Origin of the sequence: Streptomyces uncialis, from assembly GCF_001905345.1 — a bacterium.
GTDB lineage: Bacteria > Actinomycetota > Actinomycetes > Streptomycetales > Streptomycetaceae > Streptomyces > Streptomyces uncialis.
In genome coordinates this window covers 94,603-116,106 of sequence record NZ_LFBV01000004.1, presented here as the reverse complement: position 1 = coordinate 116,106, position 21,504 = coordinate 94,603, and the positions used below count along the sequence as shown (strand labels likewise).

Genomic DNA, 21,504 nt, shown 5'->3' with positions numbered 1-21,504 from the left:
AGGCCCGGCGGGAGGCGTGCGCGGTCAGTACGCGGGGAGCGTGCGCGGTCCCAGGTCGTCACGGGCGGGCGGATGCGCGAGCCGGACGGAGGCGCTGAGGACGGAGAGCCCGTGCTGGGCGACGACGACGGGTTCCAGGGTGATGCCGACCACCTCCGGGTGCTCGTCGACCAGCAGGGACACCCGTAGGAGGAGTTCCTCCAGGGCGTCCGTGTCGGCGGGCGCCGAACCGCGCCAGCCGAAGAGGACGGGCGCGGTACGGATGGCGCGCACCACCGACCGGGCGTCGCGGTCGGTGACCGGTATCAGCCGGTGCGCGGTGTCCCCGAGCAGTTCCGAGGCGGCTCCGGCGAGACCGAAGGAGAGCACCGCGCCGGCGACCGGGTCGATCACCGCCCGGACGACGGTGTCGACGCCGCGCGGCGCCATGGCCTGGACGACGGGCCGCAGCTCCGTCGGCCTGCCGAAGCTGTCGGAGAGTTCGGTGTAGGAGCGGCGCAGCTGGTCCTCGTCGGCGAGGTCGAGCCGGACCCCGCCGAGGTCGGCCCGGTGGCGTAGATGCGGGGCGGTGGCCTTGAGCGCGACGGGGTAGCCGAGGAGCTGGGCCGCCGCCACGGCCTCGTCCGGGGTGGGCGCGGGGAGCGTGGTGTGGACGCCGATGCCGTAGCGGGCGAGCAGTTCCCGGGCGGCTTCGTCGGGGAGGGTGAACCCGCTCGGGTCGTCGTCCGCGGCACCGAGCAGTGTCCCGATCAGTTCGGCCGCCCCACCGCTGTCGACACCGTCGAACTCGGGCACCCGGCCGGGATCGGCGGCCTCCCGGCGCCACTGGGCGTACTTCACGGCCTCCCCGAGCGCGCGGACGGCCCGCTCGGTGGCCGGGTAGGCGGGGATACGGACCGCCGCGGCGAGGGTTTCGGCGGGGGCGGGGGCGGGTGCTGCGGCCGGTGTGGGGGCTTCGGCGGAGGCGGGGCGGGGCGCGGGTGCCGCGTGCGGGGCGGGGGTGCGGGGCCGGGCCTGGGCGTCGTCGGCACCCGGTCCCGTCCCGACGGCCTCCGAGAGGGCTTCCGCGAGTCCGCCGAGTTCCACATGGGCCACGGCGACCGGCTTCGCCGGATGGGCCGAGGCGGCGGCGCGCAGGGCGTCGGCGAGGTCCTCGTCGGTGCCCTGCCCCTCACCGACCCGGGGGATCGCCGTGACGATCACGGCGTCGCAGGTCCGGTCGGCGAGGGCCCGGCCCAGCGCGTCCCGGAAGTCGTCGGGGGTGGCGGCCGTGCCGAGGTCCAGCGGCCCGAGCGGGCGCAGGCCCTCGGACAGGCAGGCGTCGTACGTGAGCAGGCCCAGCGACTCGGAGTTCCCGAGGATGGCGACCCGTGGCCCTTCGGGCAGCGGCTGACCGGCGAGCATGAGGCCCACGTCGACGAGTTCGGTGATGGTGTCGACCCGGATGACACCGGCCTGCCGCAGCAGGTCCGACACCGTGGCGTGCGGCAGCCGGGTCACGGGCACCGCGTGCCCGAGGGGCGCCACCCCGCTGTGGCGGGCGCCCTGGACGACGACCAGGGGCTTGGTGGCGGCGGTGCGCCGGGCGAGCCGGGTGAACTTGCGCGGGTTGCCGATGGATTCGAGGTACATCAGGGCGACGTCGGTGTCGGGGTCGTCGTACCAGTACTGGAGCACGTCGTTGCCGGACACGTCCGCGCGGTTGCCCGCCGAGACGAACGTGGACACGCCGTGCGCGCCGGTCACGGCGCCGCCCCGGCGGTGCAGCCGGGACAGCAGGGCGATACCGATCGCGCCGGACTGGGCGAACATGCCGATCCGGCCGGGCCTCGGCAGTTCCGGCGCGAGGGAGGCGTTGAGGCTGGTGGCAGGGGAGGTGTTGATGACGCCGAAGGCGTTGGGGCCGATGATCCGCATGCCGTACGAGCGTGCCTGGCGCACCAGCGCGCGCTGCCGCGCCCTGCCTTCCTCGCCCTGGTCGGCGTAACCGGCGGAGACCACGACGAGTCCTCGCACGCCGTGCGCCCCGCACTCGTCGACCACGGCGGGGACATGTTCGGCGGGCACGGCCACGACGGCCAGGTCGACTCCGCCCGGGATGTCCGCGACGGACCGGTGGGCGGGTACGCCGTCGAGTTCCGCGAGGTCCTCGGGGAAGGCCCGGTTGACCGCGTGCAGGGGGCCGGTGAATCCGGCGGCGACCAGATTACCGAGGAGGGTGCGGCCGACGCCTCCGGGAGCCCGTCCGGCGCCCACGACGGCGACGGAACCGGGGCGCAGCAGCCGCTGCACGGAGTGGGCCTCGGCGCGCTGTTCCCGGGCCCGCTGCACGGCGACGGACGCCTCCGTCGGCTCCAGGTCGAACTCCAGCCGGACCACGCCGTCCTCGAAGCTGCGCTTCTGCTGGTAGCCGGCGTCCGTGAAGACCTTGATCATTTTGGTGTTGGCGGGGAGCACCTCGGCGGCGAAGCGTCTGATGTCGCGTTCCCGTGCGACGGCGGCGATGTGTTCGAGCAGCGCGGAGGCCACCCCGCGCCCCTGGTGGGCGTCCTGCACCAGGAACGCGACCTCGGCCTCGTCGGCGGGGGCGGTCGCGGGCCGTCCGACGGCGTCGATGCGGTCGTAGCGCACGGTGGCGATGAACTCGCCGCCGATGGTCGCGGCGAGGCCCACCCGGTCCACGAAGTCGTGGTGGGTGAAGCGGTGCACGTCCTTGTCGGACAGCCTCGGGTAGGGCGCGAAGAAGCGGTAGTACTTCGATTCGTCGGAGACGTGTTCGTAGAAGCTGACCAGCCGGTCGGCGTCATCCACGGTGATCGGTCTGATCCGGGCGGTGCCGCCGTCGCGCAGCACCACGTCGGCCTCCCAGTGCGCGGGGTACTCATGCCGGTCCGACGGGGTCTGCATGGGGCCAGCGTACGGGTCGCGCCCCGGTCGGGCGCGGGGCGGAGGCCGAGGGCTTCCGGCGGTCGGCGGGGCGGGCCGGGCGGGCCTCAGCGCGGGGCGCGAGGGGGTGCGGGGAAGGCTTGGGGGGCGGAGCGGAGGGGGTCCGGCGTGGATCTCCCGGCCGGGGGGCGACGCGGCCCGGGAGGGGGCCCGCAGGTGGGGCGGGCGCGGCCCGGAGGTGGCCCCCTCAGGTGAAGCGGACACGGACACGCGGCCCGGTCGGCCCGGGGTCGGCGTACCCCGCTGTGGGACACTGGTCTAGACAACCATGCACAGCGAATCGCAACCTTGAGCACCCGAAGGGCATCACATGGCTGAGCGCCGCGTCAACGTCGGCTGGGCCGAGGGTCTCCACGCCCGTCCCGCCTCCATCTTCGTCCGTGCGGCCTCCGCTGCCGGCGTCCCGGTGACGATCGCCAAGGGCGACGGCGACCCGGTGAACGCCGCCTCCATGCTCGCGGTGCTCGGCCTCGGCGCCCAGGGCGGCGAGGAGGTCGTCCTGACATCCGGCGCGGACGGCGCGGACGCGGCGCTGGACCGGCTCGCGAAGCTGGTCGCCGAGGGTCTGGACGAGCTCCCCGAGACCGTCTGAACCGGGAGCGTGCGACCCCGGTCACGGTGAGCACAGGGCGATGTCCGCGACAGCGGGCATCGCCCTTTTCGTCGCCCTGCTGCCGCCCCGGGGCCCTGCCGGCACGCGTCCATAACCGCGCCACAACAAATACCGACACCGATCGCACCATCAGGAATTCACCGGAAATGGGCACGGCGATTTCGCACCGTCGGACCGGATCCGCATTCTCACGGTCCATGTGAATACCGCTTCCGGAATTGCGCTTCCCTGTATAAGGCCGCTTTGTTACCGAAGGCCGCCTGTTGTGTGTACGGGATGTTGCGGGTGCGGCGACAGCCGGGAGCGGTTGCGGGGCTCCGGGCGGCCCGGGACCCGCCGGTGGTACGCGGAGGCGGCGCGTTCGGTGTGCGCGGCCATCAGCGCGCGGGCCCGCTCGGCGTCACCGCGGGCCACCGCGTCGACGATCGCGCCGTGCTCCGTCCAGGTCTCGGCGGGGTACGCGGCGGGCTCGACCACGTACATCCAGGCGATCTTGTGCCGCAGCTGGGTGAGCAGCGAGGTCAGGGGATGGCTGGCGGACGCCTGGGCGAGGGTCTCGTGGAACCAGCCGTCCAGGGCCCGCAGATCGTCGCTGGTCCCGCTTCTGGCCCGGTCCTGGCCGAGCTTCACGAGTCCGCGCAGCACCTTCAGATGCGCGTCGGTCCGGCGCTGGGCCGCGCGGGCGGCCCCCAGCGGCTCCAGGAGCGCGCGGGCGTCCAGCAGGTCCGCGGCCTCCTGGACGGTCGGTTCGGCGACGCAGGCGCCCGCGTGGCGCCGCGCCACCACGAACCCCTCCGCCTCCAGGGTGCGCAGCGCCTCGCGCACCGGGACGCGGGAGACACCGTAGCGGCGGGCGAGGACCTCCTCGGTGAGTCTGCTGCCGCGTTCCAGCGCGCCGCTGATGATGTCGTCCCGGATGGCCGTGCATACCGAGTGCGCGGGAATACGCATGACCGGACCTCCGCCTGAATCACCGCGAGTCGCGGTCGATCGCCGCTGATCCGGAGACTCTATTGCAGCGCGCGGCGATTTCCGACGGCGCACGGTATTCCGATGATGTTTTTGGACAACCGAAGCGGTACGGGACAGCGAAAAGCCCCGGCGTGGAGCCGGGGCTTTCGGGGGGTGCGCGACGGGAGGTCGTCCCTGTGCCCTCGTCCGTCACATGCGCGCGCGTGGGGGGTGTGCGCCGGTCCTCGGGGCGGGTCCGCCGGACGCGCCCCGGGGGCCGGGCGGCGCGCTCAGAGGTTGACGCCGTGTCCGCGCAGATAGGCGAGCGGGTCGAGGTCGGAACCGTAGTCGGCGGTGGCGCGGGCCTCGAAGTGGAGGTGCGACCCGGTGACGTTGCCGGTGGCGCCGGAGATGCCTATCTGCTGACCCGTGGTGACGGCTTGGCCGGCCTGTACGGCGACGGAGAGCAGATGCGCGTACTGGGTGTACGTGCCGTCGTGCATCTTGATGACGACGTTGTTGCCGTACGCGCCACCCCAGCCCGCCTCCACGACGGTGCCGTAGCCGACGGACTGCACGACGGTGCCGGTCTCGGCGTGGAAGTCGATACCGGTGTGGGTGCCCGAGGACCAGACGGCGCCGCCCGCGCCGTAGGACGTGGACACATGGCTGCCGGCGATCGGGCTGACGAAGGTGTTCAGTCGCTTGCGCTCGGCCTCGCGCGCGGCGCGCTCCCGTGCCTCGCGCTCCTTCTTGGCGTCGGCCTCCGCCTGGCGCTTCTGCTCGGCGGCGCGCTGCTTGGCCTCCGCCTCGGCGTGCTCCTTGGCGGCGCTCTCCTGGGCCGCGATCTGCTGGGCGGTGGCCTGGGCGTCGATCTCGCCCGCGACCGCGTCGCCGATGGAGATGGTCTTGGTGAGGCCCGTGTCCTCGAGCGAGGTGTCCTCCGCGGCGAGCGCGGGGGAGGCGAGGGTACCGATGACACCGGTGGTGGTGAGGGTGGCGACGCCGGCGACGTTCGCGGTGGTCCGCGACATTCTGCTCGGACGGCGGTGCTTCCCGGTGGCGCGGGTGAACGCCATGGAGTGGGTGGTCCTTTCCTTCCTTCTCGCCTACCGGGTTAGCTGACGGGTTCGGAGCAGGAAGGTCTCCTACGGGCCCCCTCCGCGCGAGGCGACGGGCGTCCGATTCACCCCAGGGACGGTTGGGTCCCCGGCTCCCCTGGCTCGCGCCGTACGGGGACTCGGCGATGACTGCCCGCTGCCGCGGGTGCGGCGTACTGCACGACGAACAGCCGGACCGACGCTAAGGGGAGGATCTTTCGATCGACAAACGAATCATCGATTTTGTAGCGCACGCCACACCCGGGACGGGGCAGCGCACCGGTTTCAGGACAAAGGAGTCGTTGCCGGACGCGCCGGACCGGGGCGCGGTGGCCGGTTCCTGACGGCGGATGAGGCGGCGCCAAGGCGCGCGGGAACGCGGCACCGCCCCCACACACGCCCGTGGGGCGGCGGTCGGATTGGCGGACCTCGATCCCGGCGTCGGCCCCCACGCGAGTCCGTGGGGCGGCTCACGGCGGGGTACGACGGCCCCCGGCCGGTCGGACGGGCCGACCGGCCGGGGGCCGGGGTGACACGGAAAGCGGGCGGACTACTGGCCGCCGACCACGGTCACTTCGCCGAGGCCGAGGGCCTTCACGGGCTCCTCGATCTGCGCCGCGTCCCCGACGAGGACGGTCACCAGACGGTCCACCGGGAAGGCGTTCACGACGGCCGCGGTGGCCTCCACGGTGCCGGTCGCGGCGAGCCGCTGGTAGAGCTGCGCCTGGAAGTCGTCCGGGAGCTCCTGCTCGACCTGGTCGGCGAGGGTGGCCGCGACGGCCGCGGCCGTCTCGTACTTGAGCGGGGCGACCCCGACGAGGTTCTGCACGGCGACATCCCGCTCGGGGTCCGTCAGGCCCTCCCGCGCGAGGGTGCGCAGGACCTTCCAGAGGTCGTCGAGCGCCGGGCCGGTGGAGCCCGTGTCGACGGAACCGGAGATGCCGAGCATCGCCGCGCCCGATCCGTCCGCCGTCGACCGCAGCACCTGCGCGAAGGCCCGCACCCCGTAGGTGTAGCCCTTCTCCTCGCGCAGGACCCGGTCCAGCCGCGAGGTGAGGGTGCCGCCCAGGCAGTACGTGCCGAGGACCTGCGCGGGCCACACACGGTCGTGCCGGTCGGCGCCGACCCGGCCGATGAGGACCTGGGTCTGGACCGCTCCGGGACGGTCCACGATGAAGACCCGCCCGGTGTCGTCGGCGGACACCGGGGGCACGGGCCGGGGCTCGGCCTGACCGCCCGTCCAGGCGCCGAGGGTGTCCGTGAGGACCTCGTCCACGTCGACACCGGTGAAGTCCCCGACGATGACGGCCGTCGCGGTGGCGGGCCGCACATGCCGCTCGTAGAACGCGCGGACGGCCGCCGAGTCGATCGCCGAGACGGTCTCCTCGGTGCCCTGCCGCGGCCGGGACATCCGTACCTCGGCCGGGAAGAGCCGCTTGTACAGCTCCTTCGCCGCGCGGCGGGCCGGGTTGGCCGACTCGTGCGGGATCTCGTCCAGGCGGTTGCGGACCAGGCGCTCGACCTCGCTGTCCGCGAAGGCGGGCGCGCGCAGGGCGTCCGCGAGCAGCCCGAGGGCCTTCGGCAGCCGGGAGACGGGCACTTCGAGGGAGACCCGCACACAGGGATGGTCGGCATGGGCGTCGAGGGTGGCGCCGCAGCGCTCCAGCTCCGCGGCGAACTCCTCCGCCGAGTGCTTGTCGGTGCCCTCGGAGAAGGCACGCGCCATGATGGTGGCGACACCGTCGAGTCCGGCCGGTTCGGCGTCCAGCGGGCTGTCGAGCAGGATCTCCACCGCGACGACCTGCTGACCGGGACGGTCGCAGCGCAGCACGGTCAGGCCGTTGCCGAGGGTCGCGCGGGTGGGCGCCGGGAAGGCCCACGGCTTGGCCTCGCCGGCCTGCGGCTGAGGATGGAAGTCCATGGTCACGGTGGGCTGGGTGGTCACTTGGCGGCCTCCTCGTCTGCGTGTCCGCCGGCCGCGGCGGCGGGTTCGGGGGTGTCGGCGGCCTCGTCCTGGTCGCCCTGGTCGGTGGGTTCGTACACGAGCACCGCGCGGTTGTCGGGGCGCAGCCGTGCCCCGGCGATCTCGCGGACCTCCTCGGCGGTGACGTCCAGCACGCGCTGGACGGCCGTCAGGGCGAGCTGCGGGTCACCGAACAGCACCGCGTACCGGCACAGTTCGTCGGCGCGTCCCGCGACCGTCCCGAGCCGGTCCAGCCACTCGCGCTCCAGCTGCGCCTGGGCGCGCTCCATCTCCTCCGGGGTGGGCCCGTCCTGTGCGAAGCGGGCCAGCTCCTCGTCGACGGCGGACTCGATGTCCGGGACCTCGACACCCGCGGACGTCTTCACGTCCAGCCAGCCGAGCGAGGGGGCGCCCGCGAGACGCAGCAGCCCGAATCCGGCGGCCACCGCACTGCGGTCGCGGCGCACGAGGCGGTTGTACAGGCGTGAGGACTCGCCGCCGCCGAGGACGGTGAGCGCCAGGTCGGCGGCGTCGCACGCGCGCGTGCCGTCCTCCGGGAGCCGGTAGGCGGCCATCAGCGCGCGCGAGGGCACCTCCTCCTCGACGACCTCGCGCAGCTGCTCACCGATGGTGTCGGGCAGCGCGCCGTCCCGGGGGGCGGGCTTGCCGTCGTGACCCGGGATGGAGCCGAAGTACTTCTCGACCCAGGCCAGGGTCTCCTCCGGATTGATGTCCCCGACGACCGACAGCACCGCGTTGTTCGGCGCGTAGTAGGTGCGGAAGAAGGCGCGGGCGTCCTCCAGGGTCGCCGCGTCCAGGTCGGCCATCGAGCCGATGGGCGTGTGGTGGTACGGGTGGCCCTCCGGGTAGGAGAGGGCGGTGAGCTTCTCGAACGCGGTGCCGTAGGGCACGTTGTCGTAGCGCTGACGCCGTTCGTTCTTGACGACGTCACGCTGGTTGTCGAGGGACTCCAGGTCGAGCGCGGCGAGCAGTGAGCCCATCCGGTCGGCCTCCAGCCACAGCGCCAGCTCCAGCTGGTGCGCGGGCATGGTCTCGAAGTAGTTGGTCCGCTCGAAGCTGGTGGTGCCGTTGAGGGAGCCGCCGGCGCCCTGGACCAGTTCGAAGTGGCCGTTGCCGCCCACCTGCTTCGACCCCTGGAACATGAGGTGCTCGAAAAGGTGAGCCAGGCCGGTACGGCCCTTGACCTCGTGGCGTGAGCCGACGTCGTACCAGAGGCAGACAGCGGCGACCGGGGTCAGGTGGTCCTCGGAGAGCACCACCCGCAAGCCGTTGTCCAGGCGGTGCTCGGTCGCTGTCAGGCCGCCGGAGCCGGCCTGCGTGGCCGTGTGACCCATGGGCATGTACGTCCCTTCGATCGCGGAAACAGAAGAAGTTCCTGCCGGTTCTGCCACTGTATGCAAGCGTGCTGACACCTGGCGAAGTTCCCGGCCCGGCTACGCCGTGAGCGAGCGGCGCGGATCGTGCCGTCCCCGCCGCGCGCCGGCCGCGCGAGGCGGCGGAACACGTCGCCGGGGCCCGTCCGCGGGTCCGTCCGACGGCCGTCGCACACACCGTACGGACGGGTCGCGGTCCGCGTTGTCGGTGCGTCGGGCCACAATGGTCCGCGTCCGTTCCCGTTCGATGCCCTGGCACACACTGTGAAGGAGCCGCAGCAGCGATGGCCCGCCGCAGCACGAAAACCCCGCCGCCCGACGATTTCGAGGAGAAGATCCTCGACATCGACGTCGTCGACGAGATGCAGGGCTCCTTCCTTGAGTACGCGTACTCCGTGATCTACTCACGTGCCCTGCCGGACGCACGTGACGGTATGAAGCCGGTACAGCGCCGGATCGTCTATCAGATGAACGAGATGGGCCTGCGCCCGGACCGCGGCTATGTGAAGTGCGCCCGGGTCGTCGGCGAGGTCATGGGCAAGCTGCACCCACACGGTGACGCGTCGATCTACGACGCGCTGGTGAGGATGGCGCAGCCGTTCTCGATGCGGGTGCCCCTGATCGACGGCCATGGCAACTTCGGTTCCCTGGGCAATGACGACCCTCCGGCCGCGATGCGGTACACGGAGTGCCGGATGGCCGACGCCGCCACGTTGATGACGGAGTCCATCGACGAGGACACCGTCGATTTCTCGCCGAACTACGACGGCCAGGAGCAGGAGCCGGTGGCTCTCCCGGCCGCCTATCCCAACCTCCTGGTGAACGGCTCGTCAGGGATCGCCGTCGGCATGGCGACGAACATGCCGCCGCACAACCTGGGCGAGGTCATCGCCGCGGCACGGCACCTCATCCGCTATCCGGGCGCCGACCTGGAGACGTTGATGAAGCACGTCCCGGGCCCCGATCTGCCGACGGGTGGCCGGATCGTCGGCCTCTCGGGGGTACGGGACGCCTACGAGACGGGGCGGGGCACGTTCAAGATCCGTGCGACCGTCTCCGTGGAGGCGGTGACGGCGCGCCGCAAGGGTCTCGTGGTGACGGAGCTGCCGTTCTCGGTCGGTCCCGAGAAGGTGATCGCCAAGATCAAGGACCTGGTCGGGTCGAAGAAGCTCCAGGGCATCGCGGACGTCAAGGACCTCACGGACCGTGCGCACGGTCTGCGGCTGGTGATCGAGATCAAGAACGGCTTCGTCCCGGAGGCCGTCCTGGAGCAGCTCTACAAGCTGACGCCGATGGAGGAGTCCTTCGGCATCAACAACGTCGCCCTGGTGGACGGCCAGCCCCTGACCCTGGGTCTGAAGGAGCTGCTGGAGGTCTATCTGGACCACCGCTTCACCGTGGTGCGCCGCCGCAGCGAGTTCCGCCGCGCCAAGCGCCGCGACCGGCTGCATCTGGTGGAGGGTCTGCTGGTGGCCCTCGTCGACATCGACGAGGTCATCCGGGTGATCCGGTCCAGCGACAACTCGGCGCAGGCCAAGGAGCGGCTGATCGAGCGGTTCTCGCTGAGCGAGATCCAGACGCAGTACATCCTGGACACCCCGCTGCGCCGGCTGACCAAATTCGACCGGATCGAGCTGGAGTCCGAGCGCGACCGGCTGAACGCGGAGATCGCCGAGCTGACGCGCATCCTTGACTCGGACGCCGAGCTGCGCAAGCTGGTCTCCGGTGAGCTGGCCGCGGTGGCGAAGAAGTTCGGCACCGACCGGCGCACGGTCCTGCTGGAGTCCTCCGGCACCCCCGCGGCCACGGTGCCGCTCCAGGTCGCGGACGACCCGTGCCGTGTCCTGATGTCGTCCACGGGCCTGCTGGCGCGTACGGCCGACGGCGAGACGTCCTCGGAGGACGGCGGTCGCCGGGTGAAGCACGACGTGATCGTGTCCGCGGTGCCCGCCACCGCGCGCGGGGAGGTCGGCGCGGTCACCTCCACGGGGCGGCTGCTGCGGATCGCGGTGGTCGATCTGCCACAGCTTCCGGGCACCGCTTCGGCGCCCGTGCTGTCGGGCGGCGCGCCGATCGCCGAGTTCCTCACCCTGGAGGGTGACGAGACGGTCGTCTGTCTGACGACGCTCGACGAGGCGTCACCGGGTCTGGCGATCGGCACCGCCCAGGGTGTCGTGAAGCGTGTGGTGCCGGACTATCCGACGAACAAGGACGAGTTGGAGGTCATCGCCCTGCGTGACGGTGACCGGATCGTCGGGGCGGTGGAGCTGCGTACCGGCGAGGAGGATCTCGTCTTCATCACGGACGACGCGCAGTTGCTGCGCTTCCAGGCGTCCCAGGTGCGTCCCCAGGGCCGTCCCGCCGGAGGCATGGCGGGCATCAAGCTCACGGACGGCGCCAAGGTGATCTCGTTCACCGCGGTCGACCCCGCGGTCGACGCGGTGGTCTTCACGGTCGCCGGTTCACGCGGCACGCTGGACGACTCGGTGCAGACGACGGCGAAGCTGACGCCGTTCGACCAGTACCCGCGCAAGGGCCGTGCCACGGGCGGTGTGCGCTGCCAGCGGTTCCTGAAGGGCGAGGACTGTCTGAGTCTGGCGTGGGCGGGCGCGGCGCCCCCCCGCGCGGCGCAGAAGAACGGCACTCCGGTGGACATGCCGGAGCCGGACCCGAGACGGGACGGTTCCGGACTGCCCCTCGGCAGGACGGTCTCGGTGGTCGCGGGCCCGGTGTGACGGCCCGCCACGCGCGCGTGGCGCCTTCGGGTGCCCCGCGCGCGTGGACGGTTCCGGGGCGATGGTCCCGCCGGTGACCGCGATGCGCGGGTGCCGCGCGTGCGGACGGTTCAGGGGCGGGCGGTGTCCGCGGTGTCCACCCCGCGGTGAGTCACCCGTCGCCGTACGGGTCGCCCAGTTCGGCCGGGTCGGCGGGGTCGGCGGGGTCGTCCTGACCGGACCCGTCCCCGTCGGGTTCCGGCTCGGGGACGTAGCGCAGCACTCCCCACATGACGTGCTCCTCGACGGCGCCTTCCGCGTCGCCGAGGGGACACAGGTCCAGCCGGGCGCGCAGTTCCCCGGTGTCGATGCCGGAGCCGATGAGGACGAGCTGGGTGAGCCGCCGCGCGTCGGACGGCCAGGGCTCCGGGGTGAAGCGCAGGAAGCGGCCCACCGCGTGGACGGCGTACCGGTTGCGCGGGTCGGCGGCCCCGAAGTCGACATATCCCTTGATCCGGTACAGCCCGTCCGGCCTGCTGTCGAGGAAGTCCAGCAGCCGTCGCGGGTGCAGGGGCCGGTCGGCGGTGAAGGACACCGTCTCGTAGCCGGTGTGGGGATGCGCCGCCGGGTGTCCGTGACCCGGTGCGGCCTCCTCGCAGCCGTCACCGGCGAGCGCGGCGAGGTCGTCGAAGGTCAGCTGTCCGACGCGTTCACGGACCGCCTTGGGGTCGAACAGCAGCTCGGGGTCGACCCGCCCGTGGACGGAGGTCACCACGGCCGCGCCGTCGACGAGCCCCCGGACCGTCCCCAGCACCCGGCCCAGCGCCCCGTCGTCCACCCGGTCGGCCTTGTTCACGACCACGAGGTCGGCGATCCGCAGATGCCGGTCGAGCTCCGGATGGCGTTCGCGGGTGGCGTCGAACTCGACTGCGTCCACGACCTCGACGAGCCCTCCGTACACGATCCGCCGGTTGTCGCTGGCGAGGACCATCCGGACGAGTTCCTGCGGTTCGGCGAGGCCGCTGGCCTCGATGACGATGATGTCGATCCGGGCGGCGGGACGGGTGAGCCGCTCCAGATAGGCGTCGAGTTCGCTGACGTCGACCGCGCAGCACAGACAGCCGTTCCCGAGGGACACCGTGGAGTCGCCGAGCCGGCCGGCCACCGCCATCGCGTCGATCTCGATGCTGCCGAAGTCGTTGACGATCGCTCCGATGCGGCTTCCCCCGCTGGTGTGGAGCAGATGGTTCAGGAGGGTGGTCTTGCCCGACCCGAGGAAGCCCGCGAGGACGACGACCGGGATCTGCTGCTGACTCAACGCGCGCTCTCTCCTGCTGCTCGGGCCACTGCTGCTCGGGCCACGCACGCTCGCACGCACCCGCTGGAGCCCTTCCGGCACCGCCGGGGCACCTGGGACCGGCCCGGACCCAGGGCGGGACCCGGCCCGGTCCCAGGATACGAGGGCGCCCGGACACTCCCGGTCGCCCGTCGGCCTCCGAGCGGGCCAGGGCCACGTCCCGCGCGCGGGAGGTCACCGACGGGGACCGGCCGCGCCCGGAAGTCCCCGTCGAGCACGTCAGGTTAGGCTCACCTCTGTGAGTACGTGCGCAACCGCTTCGCGGAGCTCCGACGAACCGCTGGCCGGCACCGCGGCCACGGCCCGCACCTGGCTGCTGCTCGAACAGCCCGGTCCCTGGGGCGCCAAGGCGCTGACGGCGAGCCATCTGGACCCGGCGGTGGGGCGTGCCCTGGAGTCGGTGGCGGAGGGCACCGGGGTGCGGATCGCGCTGATCCGCAGACCGGGCAGGCACGCGGACCGTCACACGGACGGCACCCGCCGGGTGTACGCCGCGCACACCGTGCCGGGCGGGACCTGGCTGCGGGAGGCCGACATCGACGACCCGGCGCGGCTGCTCGGCCTGGACCTCGGGGCGCTCGGCGCGGGCGACGCCGACGGCTTCGACCGGGCGCTGGACGGGCGGGCGCACACGGGCGCCCCCCTGATCCTCGTCTGCACCAACGGCAAGCGGGACCGCTGCTGCGCCCTGCTGGGGCGCCCGCTCGCCCAGGAGCTCACCGACTCCGGTGAGCGCGGCGTCTGGGAGGTCACCCACCTCGGTGGGCACCGCTTCTCGCCGACGCTGCTGGTGCTGCCGTACGGCTACGCGTACGGCAGGGTCGAGGCCCCGCTCGTCAAGGAGATCTTGGAGGCCGTCACCGACGGCCGGATCGTGACGGAGGGCTGCCGGGGCGGCTCCGCGTGGGAGCGTCCGGGCCAGGCGGCGGAGCTGGCCGTCCGCAAGGCGGCCCAGGAGGCCGCAGCGGGCGTTCTGAGCGTCGAACGGACCGAGGGGGCCGCTCCCCGCTGGGAGGTCTCCGTTCGGCACGTGGACGGCCGTACGTGGCGTGTCACGGTCGCGCGGGGGGCGTCCCTGCCCGCCCGGCCGGAGAGCTGCGGGGCCGCCCTGGCGACCCCGGCGCGTATGGACGTCGTCGCGGTACGTGAGCTGGTCACCGCCGCGGAGGGCTGAACGGCGCGCCGCCGAAGGACCCAGCACAGCAAAGCCACGAGATCCGCACCACAGGGGCTTCGACTGGGACGCCCGCGCCCCGTACCGTTCGTACGCATGAGCCCGTCCCCCCCCGTCCGGCGCCTGCGTCTCGGTCTGCCCCGCCGGGTCTTCTCGCAGGTGCTCCTGATGCAACTGGCGATCGCCGGCGGAGTCGTGGTGCTCGCCACCGGCCTGTTCCTCGCGCCCCTCAGCAACGAGCTGGACGACCAGGCCATGCAGCGCGCCCTGGCGATAGCGCAGACCACCGCGGCCCAGCCCCAGATAGCCGCGGACATGAAGACCTCGCTACCGACGGTCGACGGTCCGGTGCAGGCGGTCGCGGAGCGCATACGGCACGCGAGCGGCGCCGAGTACATCGTGATCATGAACATGGACGGGGTCCGCTGGTCGCACACCGACACCCTCCAGATCGGCAAGGTCGTCTCCACGGACCCCAGCGTCCCGCTCGCGGGCCGGGAGATCATGCAGATCGACAACGGCACCCTGGGCCGCTCCGCGCGCGGGAAGGTGCCGCTGCGTGACGCGAGCGGCGACATCATCGGCGCGGTGTCCGTCGGCATCGAGTACGACAGCGTCCGGGCGCGGCTCTTCCACACGATCCCCAGCCTGCTCGCCTACGCGGGCGGGGCGCTGGCGGTCGGGGCACTGGCGGCGTACCTGATCTCCCGGCGGGTGCAGAAGCAGACCAGGGACCTCGCCTTCTCGGACATCTCCGCGCTGCTCGCGGAGCGCGAGGCGATGCTGCACAGCATCCGCGAGGGTGTGGTGGCCCTGGACCGCGGCGGGCGTATCCGGCTGCTCAACGACGAGGCGCAGCGGCTGCTGGGCCTCGGCACGGAGGTCGTCGGCAAGTCGCTGGACTCGGCGCTGGGCCCGGGCCGCACCACCGATGTCCTCGCGGGCCGGGTGACGGGGACGGACCTGGTGACCGTGCGGGGGCAGCGGGTGCTGATCGCCAACCGGATGCCCACCGACGACGGCGGCGCCGTGGCCACGCTGCGTGACCGTACCGAGCTGGAGCAGCTCGGCCGTGAGCTGGACTCCACCCGTGGTCTCATCGACGCGCTGCGCGCGCAGGACCATGAGCACGCGAACCGTATGCACACCCTGCTCGGGCTGCTGGAGCTGGAGATGTTCGACGAGGCCGTCGAGTTCGTCGGGGAGGTCGCCGGGGCCCACCGGGTGACCGCCGAGCAGATCACGGAGAAGATCCACGACCCGCTGCTGGCGGCCCTGCTGGTCGGCAAGGCCACGGTCGCGGCCGAACGCGGTGTGACGCTCGCGGTGTCCCCGGACACCTCGCTGCCGGACCGGCTGATCGACCCGCGTGGGCTGGTCACCATCGTGGGGAACCTCGTCGACAACGCGCTGGACGCCTCGTCCGGATCGCCCCACGCGCGCGTGGAGGTCGTGCTGCGGGCGGAGGGCCGGGCCGCGGTGCTGCGGGTGCGGGACACCGGTCCCGGTGTCCCGCCGGAGCAGCGGGAGACGATCTTCATGGAGGGCTGGACCACCAAGAAGATCCCCGCGCGCGGCAAGCGCGGCATCGGTCTGGCGCTGGTGCGCCGGCTGGCCGAGCGGCAGGGCGGCGGCGCCGAGGTCGGCGAGGGCCCGGACGGCGGCGCGGAGTTCATCGTGCGGCTGCCGGAGGCCCTGTCGGAGGCACCGCTGGCGAGCGCGGAGGAGGTGCGGTGATCGCGGTCCTGGTGGTGGACGACGACATCCGGGTGGCGGACGTCAACGCGGCGTACGTCGAGAAGATCGCCGGTTTCCGGGTGGCGGCGAAGGCGCACAACGCCGCCGAGGCGCTGCACTGCGTGGAGACCGACGAGGTCGATCTGGTGCTGCTCGACCACCATCTGCCCGACGAGACCGGGCTGGACGTGGTCCGCAGACTGCGGGAGCGCGGCCATGAGACCGACGTGATCATGGTGACGGCCGCCCGGGACGTGGGCACCGTGCAGGCGGCGATGCGGCTGGGCGCTCTCCAGTACCTGGTGAAGCCGTTCGCGTTCTCCGGGCTGCGGACCAAGCTGGAGGCGTACGCGGCCCTCCAGCGCACCCTCAGGGGTGGCGGCGAGGCCGAACAGGCGGAGGTGGACCGGATCTTCGGCGCGCTCACGGTGTCCGCCGAACCCGAACTCCCGAAAGGCCACTCCCCCACCACCGCGGAACTGGTGCGCAGGGTGCTGATGTCCGCCGAAGGACCGGTGTCCGCACAGGAACTCGCCGACAGCACCCAGTTGAGCCGGCAGACGGCCCAGCGCTACCTCAAACTGCTGGAGCGCGCCGGGCGGGTCCGGCTCAGTCTGCGGTACGGGGACACGGGCCGCCCCGAGCACCGGTACCGGTGGGCCACCCGGGGGTGAGCCCCCGCGCGGCGGGGGAAGTGGCGCGGGGGCTCACGTGGCGGGCCCGAGCGGTCGCGGCGCGCGGTGCGCGGCGGTCGCGTACGGGCCTTGCGGGCGGCGCACCTCGTACGGTGCGGCGCCGCGTCGGTGGCCGGGGTTCAGCCGTCGGTGGTGGCGGACCGGGCCCCGGTCGTGGTGCCGAAGTCGGCGGGCAGGGTACGGCCCGAGCGCCGGTTCACGGGCGCTTCACGGCGTTCCGCCTCGTCGACGGTCGTCCCCACATGACGCGGGGTGCGGGAGCCGTCGTCGCCGACACCTCCGCCGCTGACCGATGAGAGCCCCACGAGTGCGCCCAGCGCCATCATCCCCGCACCGGCGGCCGACGCCCATCTGGTGGTGTCCCGCATGCGCATCACGTCCTTGTGAGATGAAACGGCCTCAGAGCCCCGCCAGGGGCCTGGGGTTCTTCGGTCCGCCCCGGGGGACGGATGCGGTCTCGGAGGCCCGCAGCGGGGCGTACAGCGCGACTGTGGGCACAAAGCCGGGCGGGGGACGGGAACCGGAACGGGACGGGCGGCGGACCGGAGTACGGTCGACCGGCCGTCGGCCGCCCACGAGCGCCCGCCACGATGCGAGCCGCTCACGGGTTCACGCTCCCGTGACGGAAGAGCGGTCCGTCACCCCGGCGTCGGGGGCGGTGCCCCGTCGACGGGTCGCGCTCAGGGTTCGGTGCCGGGCTCAGCGGTCCTCGACCACCGTGGCGTCCGGCCCCTCGGGGCACCTCCGCTTCCCGGCTCCGGGCAGCGTGCCGCGCGAGGACTCCCCGCCCGCGGTCCGTGACCCGGTGGCCCGGTTGGTTTCTGTGCTCATGGCCCGGCACGGTAAGTGCGATGTGCGTCGCAGTGCGATCCTTGTGCGCGCTGGCCCATCTTCTGATTGCAAACCCCTGTTGTGCTCATTTTGCGCGCGCTAGAACACGAAGCCTCACCATGGGCTTAACCAGAAAGGCCCGGTCGATGATTGACGTCCTGGTCGTGGACGACGATTTCCGAGTCGCAGAGATCAACGCCCGCTACGTGGCCAAAGTCCCGGGCTTTCGTGTGGTCGGTCGCGCCCACGACGCCGCCCAGGCGCTCGCCACCGTGGAACGCGAGCAGATAGACCTCGTCCTGCTCGACCACTACCTCCCGGACCGGACCGGGCTGTCGCTGGTGCAGCACATGCGTCAGCTCGGCCATCGCACCGACGTCATCATGATCACGGCGGCGAGCGATGTGACCACCATCCAGGACGCCATGCGGCTCGGCGCCCTGCACTACCTGGTGAAGCCCTTCACGTTCGACGCGCTGCGCAGCCGCCTGGAGGCGTACGCCGCCCTGCGCCGCACGGTCGACCGGGTGGGCGGCAGCGGGATGGCCGCACAGGAGCAGGTCGACCGGATCTTCGGCGCGCTGCGCACGACCACGACGACCCCGCCCCAGGGACTGCCGAGCGGTCACTCGCTTCCCACCACCGATTTGATATGCGGCGTTCTGCACCGTGCCGCTCAGCCGTTGTCCGCACACGAGGTGGCCGCCCAGACCGGTTTGAGTCGCTCTACCGCCCAGCGTTACCTCCGTCATCTGGAGCAGGCGGGCCGGCTCCAGCTCACGTTGCGTTACGGCGACACCGGACGGCCCGAGCACCGCTACGCCTGGGTGTCGCCCCGCTGACGCCGACCCCCTCCGGCCCCGCGCCCCGGCCCGCGCGCGTCGGTCGTCCCGAGGGGCCGGTCGTCCAGGTCGTCCCGGAACACACGTCGCCCTCCCGTCCCGGACGGCGCAACCCGGGTGGGGAGGGCGACGAAGCATGTCCGCGGCGGCGGACGCGCGCGGCGGGCACGACCCCGACCGGGATCGGCCCGACCTGATTCGGCCCCATCCCGGACCGACCGGAGCCGGTACGACCCGAGCCGATCCGAGGCCGGTACGACCCGGGCCGGTACGGCCCGGCCCGGCCCGGACCGGACCGGACCGGACCGGCAGACGGCCGGATCAGGCGTCGATACGCGAACGGTCGAGGGTGGCCGCCGAGCTGGTGATGAACTCCTTGCGCGGGGCGACCTCGTTGCCCATCAGCAGGTCGAAGACCCGCTCGGAGGACTCCAGATCGGAGATGTTGATCCGGCGCAGGGTCCGGAACCGCGGGTCCATCGTGGTCTCGGCCAGCTGGTCGGCGTCCATCTCACCGAGCCCCTTGTAGCGCTGGATGGAGTCCTTGTAGCGGACGTTCTTGCGCTGGAACTCCAGCAGCGTGTCACGCAGCTCCCGGTCGGAGTAGGTGTAGACGTACTTGTCCTGGCCCTTCTTGGGCTGGACGAGCTCGATCCGGTGCAGCGGCGGCACGGCGGCGAAGACCCGCCCCGCAGCGACCATCGGGCGCATGTACCGCTGGAACAGCGTCAGCAGCAGGCAGCGGATGTGCGCGCCGTCCACATCGGCGTCCACGAGCAGGATGATCTTCCCGTACCGGGCCGCGTCCAGGTCGAAGGTACGCCCCGAACCCGCTCCTATGACCTGGATGATCGCCCCGCACTCGGCGTTCTTCAGCATGTCCGAGACGGACGACTTCTGGACGTTGAGGATCTTGCCCCGGATCGGCAGCAACGCCTGGAACTCGGAGTTGCGGGCCAGCTTCGCCGTACCCAGCGCCGAGTCACCCTCCACGATGAACAGCTCACTGCGCTCCACGTCGTCACTGCGGCAGTCCGCCAGCTTCGCCGGCAGCGACGACGACTCCAGCGCCGTCTTCCGACGCTGCGCCTCCTTGTGCTGACGAGCCGCGATCCGGGTCCGGGCAGCCGCGACCGCCTTGTCCATCACCGAGCGGGCCTGCGCCTTCGCGTCCCGCTTGGTGGACGTCAGGAACGCCTTCAGCTCCTTGGCGACGACCGCCGCGACGATGCGGTTGGCGGCCGACGTACCGAGGACCTCCTTGGTCTGCCCCTCGAACTGCGGCTCGGCCAGCCGTACGGTGACGACCGCGGTGAGGCCCTCCAGGGCGTCGTCCTTGACGATGTCGTCCTCGGCGACCCGGAGCAGCTTCTGGCCGCGGAGCACCTCGTTCATCGTCTTGGTCACGGAGCGTTCGAATCCGGTGACATGGGTGCCGCCCTTGGGGGTGGCGATGATGTTCACGAAGGACCTGAGCTTGGTCTCGTATCCCGTGCCCCAGCGCATGGCCACGTCCACGCCGAGTTCCCGGGTGACCTCGGTGGGTGTCATATGGCCGCGGTCGTCGAGGACCGGGACGGTCTCCTTGAAGCTGCCCGTGCCGGAGAAACGCAGGACGTCGCAGACCGCCTTGTCGGTGGCCAGGTACTCGCAGAACTCGCTGATACCGCCGTCGAAGCGGAAGGACTCCTCGCCCTTGCTGCCGCCCTCGCCCAGGCCGTACTCGTCGCGGACGACGATGGTCAGGCCGGGCACCAGGAACGCGGTCTGCCGCGCGCGCTGGTGCAGGGTGTCCAGGGAGAGCTTGGCGTCCTTGAGGAAGATCTGGCGGTCCGCCCAGTAGCGCAGACGCGTGCCGGTACGGGCCTTGGGGACGCGCTTGGTCTTGCGCAGACCGCTGTGGGGTTCGAAGGGCGACTCCGCCCCCGGCTTCGCGAAGGCCCCGGGAACGCCCCGGCGGAAGCTGATCGCGTGGGTGCTGCCACCGCGGTCCACCTCGACGTCCAGACGCGCCGAGAGCGCGTTCACGACGGAGGCGCCGACGCCGTGGAGGCCACCGGAGGCGGCGTACGAGCCGCCGCCGAACTTGCCACCGGCGTGCAGCTTGGTCAGGACGACCTCGACACCCGACAGCCCGGTCTTCGGCTCCACGTCCACGGGGATGCCGCGGCCGTTGTCACGGACCTCGACGGACCCGTCGTCGTGCAGCACGACATCGATGTGATCGCAGTAGCCGCCCAGGGCCTCGTCGACGGAATTGTCGATGATCTCCCAGAGGCAGTGCATCAGGCCACGGCTGTCGGTCGACCCGATGTACATACCGGGCCGCTTGCGAACCGCTTCGAGGCCCTCCAGGACGAGCAGGTGCCGCGCGGTGTAGTTGGAACCGTCCCGGTCTGCTCCGGTCAGCAGCGCAGTGGACGGCACGGACGTATCGGCGGTCACGCGGTTCGCTCCTCGCTGAATTTCAGATACGACCCTTTGGGGTAAGGGCCCGGCTTCGGTTGCCGCTCAGAGGGTACCGAGCCCTGGTAGAGCCGTTGTCACGCCACCCTCGCGCAGAACCAGCCTAGTCCAGAGTCGCATGCTTGTTCGATGCCTCGATGGAGTGAAGGGCATATCACGTTCCCTTCGAGGCATGAACCATTTAGGCTCCGGGCACGTCCTCTTGAACAACCGGCAAGCCAGCCGGGAGGACCGGACCCCATGCAAACCGCGCGAACCCGTAAGACACATAGACACGCAATACGGCACATTCGCCGCCAATGGGCAGCAGACAGCCACCTCGGGGAGAAATTTTCGAGGAGAAGCCGCGAGCGGGAACGTTTTCGGCCTGGTTGGATGTTGACCCTGGTACGACAGCTCGTCGAGCTAGAGAAGAGGCGACGTGACTACTGTTCTGACCCCCGCGAGCCCGCTGACGGCCGCTGACCGCTGCGACCGTTGCGGCGCCCAGGCTTACCTGCGCGTCGTCCTGTTGAGCGGCGGTGAACTGCTCTTCTGCGCCCACCACGGTCGCAAGTTCGAGCCGGAACTCAAGAAGATCGCCGCTGAGATACAGGACGAGACGGAGCGCCTGACCGCCGTCCCGGCCTCGGCCGAGGAGCAGCAAGAACGCTGACACCTCGCATCCACCGACGAGCCAGCACCGGCCCAGGCCGGCGAAATGGGCGGCACCCCGTACGCG

Annotated in this window: 16 protein-coding genes and 1 riboswitch; of the genes, 7 read left to right on the top strand and 9 right to left on the bottom strand. The window is 71.9% G+C overall.

Annotated elements, in window-relative coordinates; translation table 11 throughout:
• Positions 1–24: 24 nt before the first annotated feature.
• Positions 25–2,907 carry a bifunctional acetate--CoA ligase family protein/GNAT family N-acetyltransferase gene (locus tag AB852_RS17700; protein ID WP_073789442.1) on the bottom strand — a complete coding sequence of 961 codons (2,883 nt, stop codon included), beginning with the start codon at positions 2,905–2,907 and terminating at the stop codon, positions 25–27.
• 349 nt (positions 2,908–3,256) lie between these two features.
• Between AB852_RS17700 and AB852_RS17695 the strand changes: the two genes are divergently transcribed.
• Positions 3,257–3,538: an HPr family phosphocarrier protein gene (locus tag AB852_RS17695; RefSeq protein ID WP_073789440.1), complete on the top strand. Its 282-nt coding sequence runs from the start codon at positions 3,257–3,259 to the stop codon at positions 3,536–3,538.
• Positions 3,539–3,805: 267 nt separating this feature from the next.
• On the opposite strand, the gene AB852_RS17690 is transcribed toward AB852_RS17695, so the two are convergent.
• The 4 genes from AB852_RS17690 to AB852_RS17675 all read right to left on the bottom strand — a co-directional run bounded on the left by AB852_RS17690 (position 3,806) and on the right by AB852_RS17675 (position 8,928).
• Positions 3,806–4,510, bottom strand: coding sequence for a GntR family transcriptional regulator (locus tag AB852_RS17690; protein ID WP_073789438.1), 705 nt, complete (start codon positions 4,508–4,510; stop codon positions 3,806–3,808).
• Between the two features lie 290 nt (positions 4,511–4,800).
• Positions 4,801–5,589: a M23 family metallopeptidase gene (locus AB852_RS17685; protein WP_073789435.1), complete on the bottom strand. Its 789-nt coding sequence runs from the start codon at positions 5,587–5,589 to the stop codon at positions 4,801–4,803.
• Positions 5,590–5,602: 13 nt separating this feature from the next.
• A riboswitch (cyclic di-AMP (ydaO/yuaA leader) is annotated at positions 5,603–5,766 on the bottom strand.
• Between the two features lie 394 nt (positions 5,767–6,160).
• Entirely contained in the window at positions 6,161–7,531 is a 1,371-nt protein-coding gene (locus AB852_RS17680) for a M16 family metallopeptidase (RefSeq protein WP_073790385.1), read from the bottom strand.
• A gap of 20 nt (positions 7,532–7,551) precedes the next feature.
• Positions 7,552–8,928, bottom strand: a complete 1,377-nt coding sequence (locus AB852_RS17675) for a M16 family metallopeptidase (RefSeq protein WP_245876846.1) — start codon at positions 8,926–8,928, stop codon at positions 7,552–7,554.
• A gap of 323 nt (positions 8,929–9,251) precedes the next feature.
• Between AB852_RS17675 and AB852_RS17670 the strand changes: the two genes are divergently transcribed.
• Positions 9,252–11,702 carry a DNA gyrase/topoisomerase IV subunit A gene (locus AB852_RS17670; RefSeq protein WP_073789430.1) on the top strand — a complete coding sequence of 817 codons (2,451 nt, stop codon included), beginning with the start codon at positions 9,252–9,254 and terminating at the stop codon, positions 11,700–11,702.
• 151 nt (positions 11,703–11,853) lie between these two features.
• On the opposite strand, the gene AB852_RS17665 is transcribed toward AB852_RS17670, so the two are convergent.
• A complete protein-coding gene (locus tag AB852_RS17665; protein WP_073789427.1) occupies positions 11,854–12,999 on the bottom strand; it encodes a CobW family GTP-binding protein in 1,146 nt (381 codons plus the stop codon).
• 277 nt (positions 13,000–13,276) lie between these two features.
• Here AB852_RS17665 and AB852_RS17660 point away from each other — a divergent pair, with 277 nt between their 5' ends.
• The 3 genes from AB852_RS17660 to AB852_RS17650 all read left to right on the top strand — a co-directional run bounded on the left by AB852_RS17660 (position 13,277) and on the right by AB852_RS17650 (position 16,623).
• Complete coding sequence (locus AB852_RS17660; protein WP_073789425.1) at positions 13,277–14,212, top strand: ferredoxin family protein; 936 nt, start codon at positions 13,277–13,279, stop codon at positions 14,210–14,212.
• A 96-nt stretch (positions 14,213–14,308) separates the two neighbouring features.
• Positions 14,309–15,949, top strand: a complete 1,641-nt coding sequence (locus AB852_RS17655) for a sensor histidine kinase (RefSeq protein ID WP_073789422.1) — start codon at positions 14,309–14,311, stop codon at positions 15,947–15,949.
• Entirely contained in the window at positions 15,946–16,623 is a 678-nt protein-coding gene (locus tag AB852_RS17650; RefSeq protein WP_073789420.1) for a response regulator, read from the top strand. The genes AB852_RS17655 and AB852_RS17650 overlap by 4 nt, the downstream gene beginning before the upstream one ends.
• A gap of 140 nt (positions 16,624–16,763) precedes the next feature.
• On the opposite strand, the gene AB852_RS17645 is transcribed toward AB852_RS17650, so the two are convergent.
• The gene (locus AB852_RS17645; RefSeq protein WP_073789417.1) at positions 16,764–17,012 is read right to left on the bottom strand and encodes a hypothetical protein; all 249 of its coding nucleotides are present in this window, start codon (positions 17,010–17,012) and stop codon (positions 16,764–16,766) included.
• Positions 17,013–17,343: 331 nt separating this feature from the next.
• On the bottom strand, positions 17,344–17,475 hold the full coding sequence (locus AB852_RS41370; protein WP_266507550.1) for a hypothetical protein: 132 nt from the start codon (positions 17,473–17,475) through the stop codon (positions 17,344–17,346).
• A 146-nt stretch (positions 17,476–17,621) separates the two neighbouring features.
• On the opposite strand from AB852_RS41370, the gene AB852_RS17640 reads away from it, so the two are divergent.
• Complete coding sequence (locus AB852_RS17640) at positions 17,622–18,317, top strand: response regulator (protein WP_073790383.1); 696 nt, start codon at positions 17,622–17,624, stop codon at positions 18,315–18,317.
• Between the two features lie 321 nt (positions 18,318–18,638).
• Here the strand turns inward: AB852_RS17640 and AB852_RS17635 are convergent, their stop codons facing one another.
• Entirely contained in the window at positions 18,639–20,762 is a 2,124-nt protein-coding gene (locus AB852_RS17635) for a DNA gyrase/topoisomerase IV subunit B (RefSeq protein ID WP_073789414.1), read from the bottom strand.
• Positions 20,763–21,204: 442 nt separating this feature from the next.
• On the opposite strand from AB852_RS17635, the gene AB852_RS17630 reads away from it, so the two are divergent.
• Entirely contained in the window at positions 21,205–21,438 is a 234-nt protein-coding gene (locus tag AB852_RS17630) for a DUF7455 domain-containing protein (RefSeq protein WP_073789412.1), read from the top strand.
• Positions 21,439–21,504: the final 66 nt, after the last annotated feature.

Excerpts from the sequence above, each read along its gene's own strand:
- AB852_RS17695 (WP_073789440.1), top strand. The coding sequence starts at position 3,257 with ATGGCTGAGCGCCGCGTCAACGTCGGCTGGGCCGAGGGTCTCCACGCC.
- AB852_RS17675 (WP_245876846.1), bottom strand. The coding sequence starts at position 8,928 with ATGGGTCACACGGCCACGCAGGCCGGCTCCGGCGGCCTGACAGCGACC.
- AB852_RS17680 (WP_073790385.1), bottom strand. The coding sequence starts at position 7,531 with ATGGACTTCCATCCTCAGCCGCAGGCCGGCGAGGCCAAGCCGTGGGCC.
- AB852_RS17700 (WP_073789442.1), bottom strand. The coding sequence starts at position 2,907 with ATGCAGACCCCGTCGGACCGGCATGAGTACCCCGCGCACTGGGAGGCC.
- AB852_RS17640 (WP_073790383.1), top strand. The coding sequence starts at position 17,622 with ATGATTGACGTCCTGGTCGTGGACGACGATTTCCGAGTCGCAGAGATC.
- AB852_RS17655 (WP_073789422.1), top strand. The coding sequence starts at position 14,309 with ATGAGCCCGTCCCCCCCCGTCCGGCGCCTGCGTCTCGGTCTGCCCCGC.
- AB852_RS17690 (WP_073789438.1), bottom strand. The coding sequence starts at position 4,510 with ATGCGTATTCCCGCGCACTCGGTATGCACGGCCATCCGGGACGACATC.
- AB852_RS41370 (WP_266507550.1), bottom strand. The coding sequence starts at position 17,475 with ATGAGCACAGAAACCAACCGGGCCACCGGGTCACGGACCGCGGGCGGG.
- AB852_RS17670 (WP_073789430.1), top strand. The coding sequence starts at position 9,252 with ATGGCCCGCCGCAGCACGAAAACCCCGCCGCCCGACGATTTCGAGGAG.
- AB852_RS17685 (WP_073789435.1), bottom strand. The coding sequence starts at position 5,589 with ATGGCGTTCACCCGCGCCACCGGGAAGCACCGCCGTCCGAGCAGAATG.
- AB852_RS17645 (WP_073789417.1), bottom strand. The coding sequence starts at position 17,012 with ATGCGGGACACCACCAGATGGGCGTCGGCCGCCGGTGCGGGGATGATG.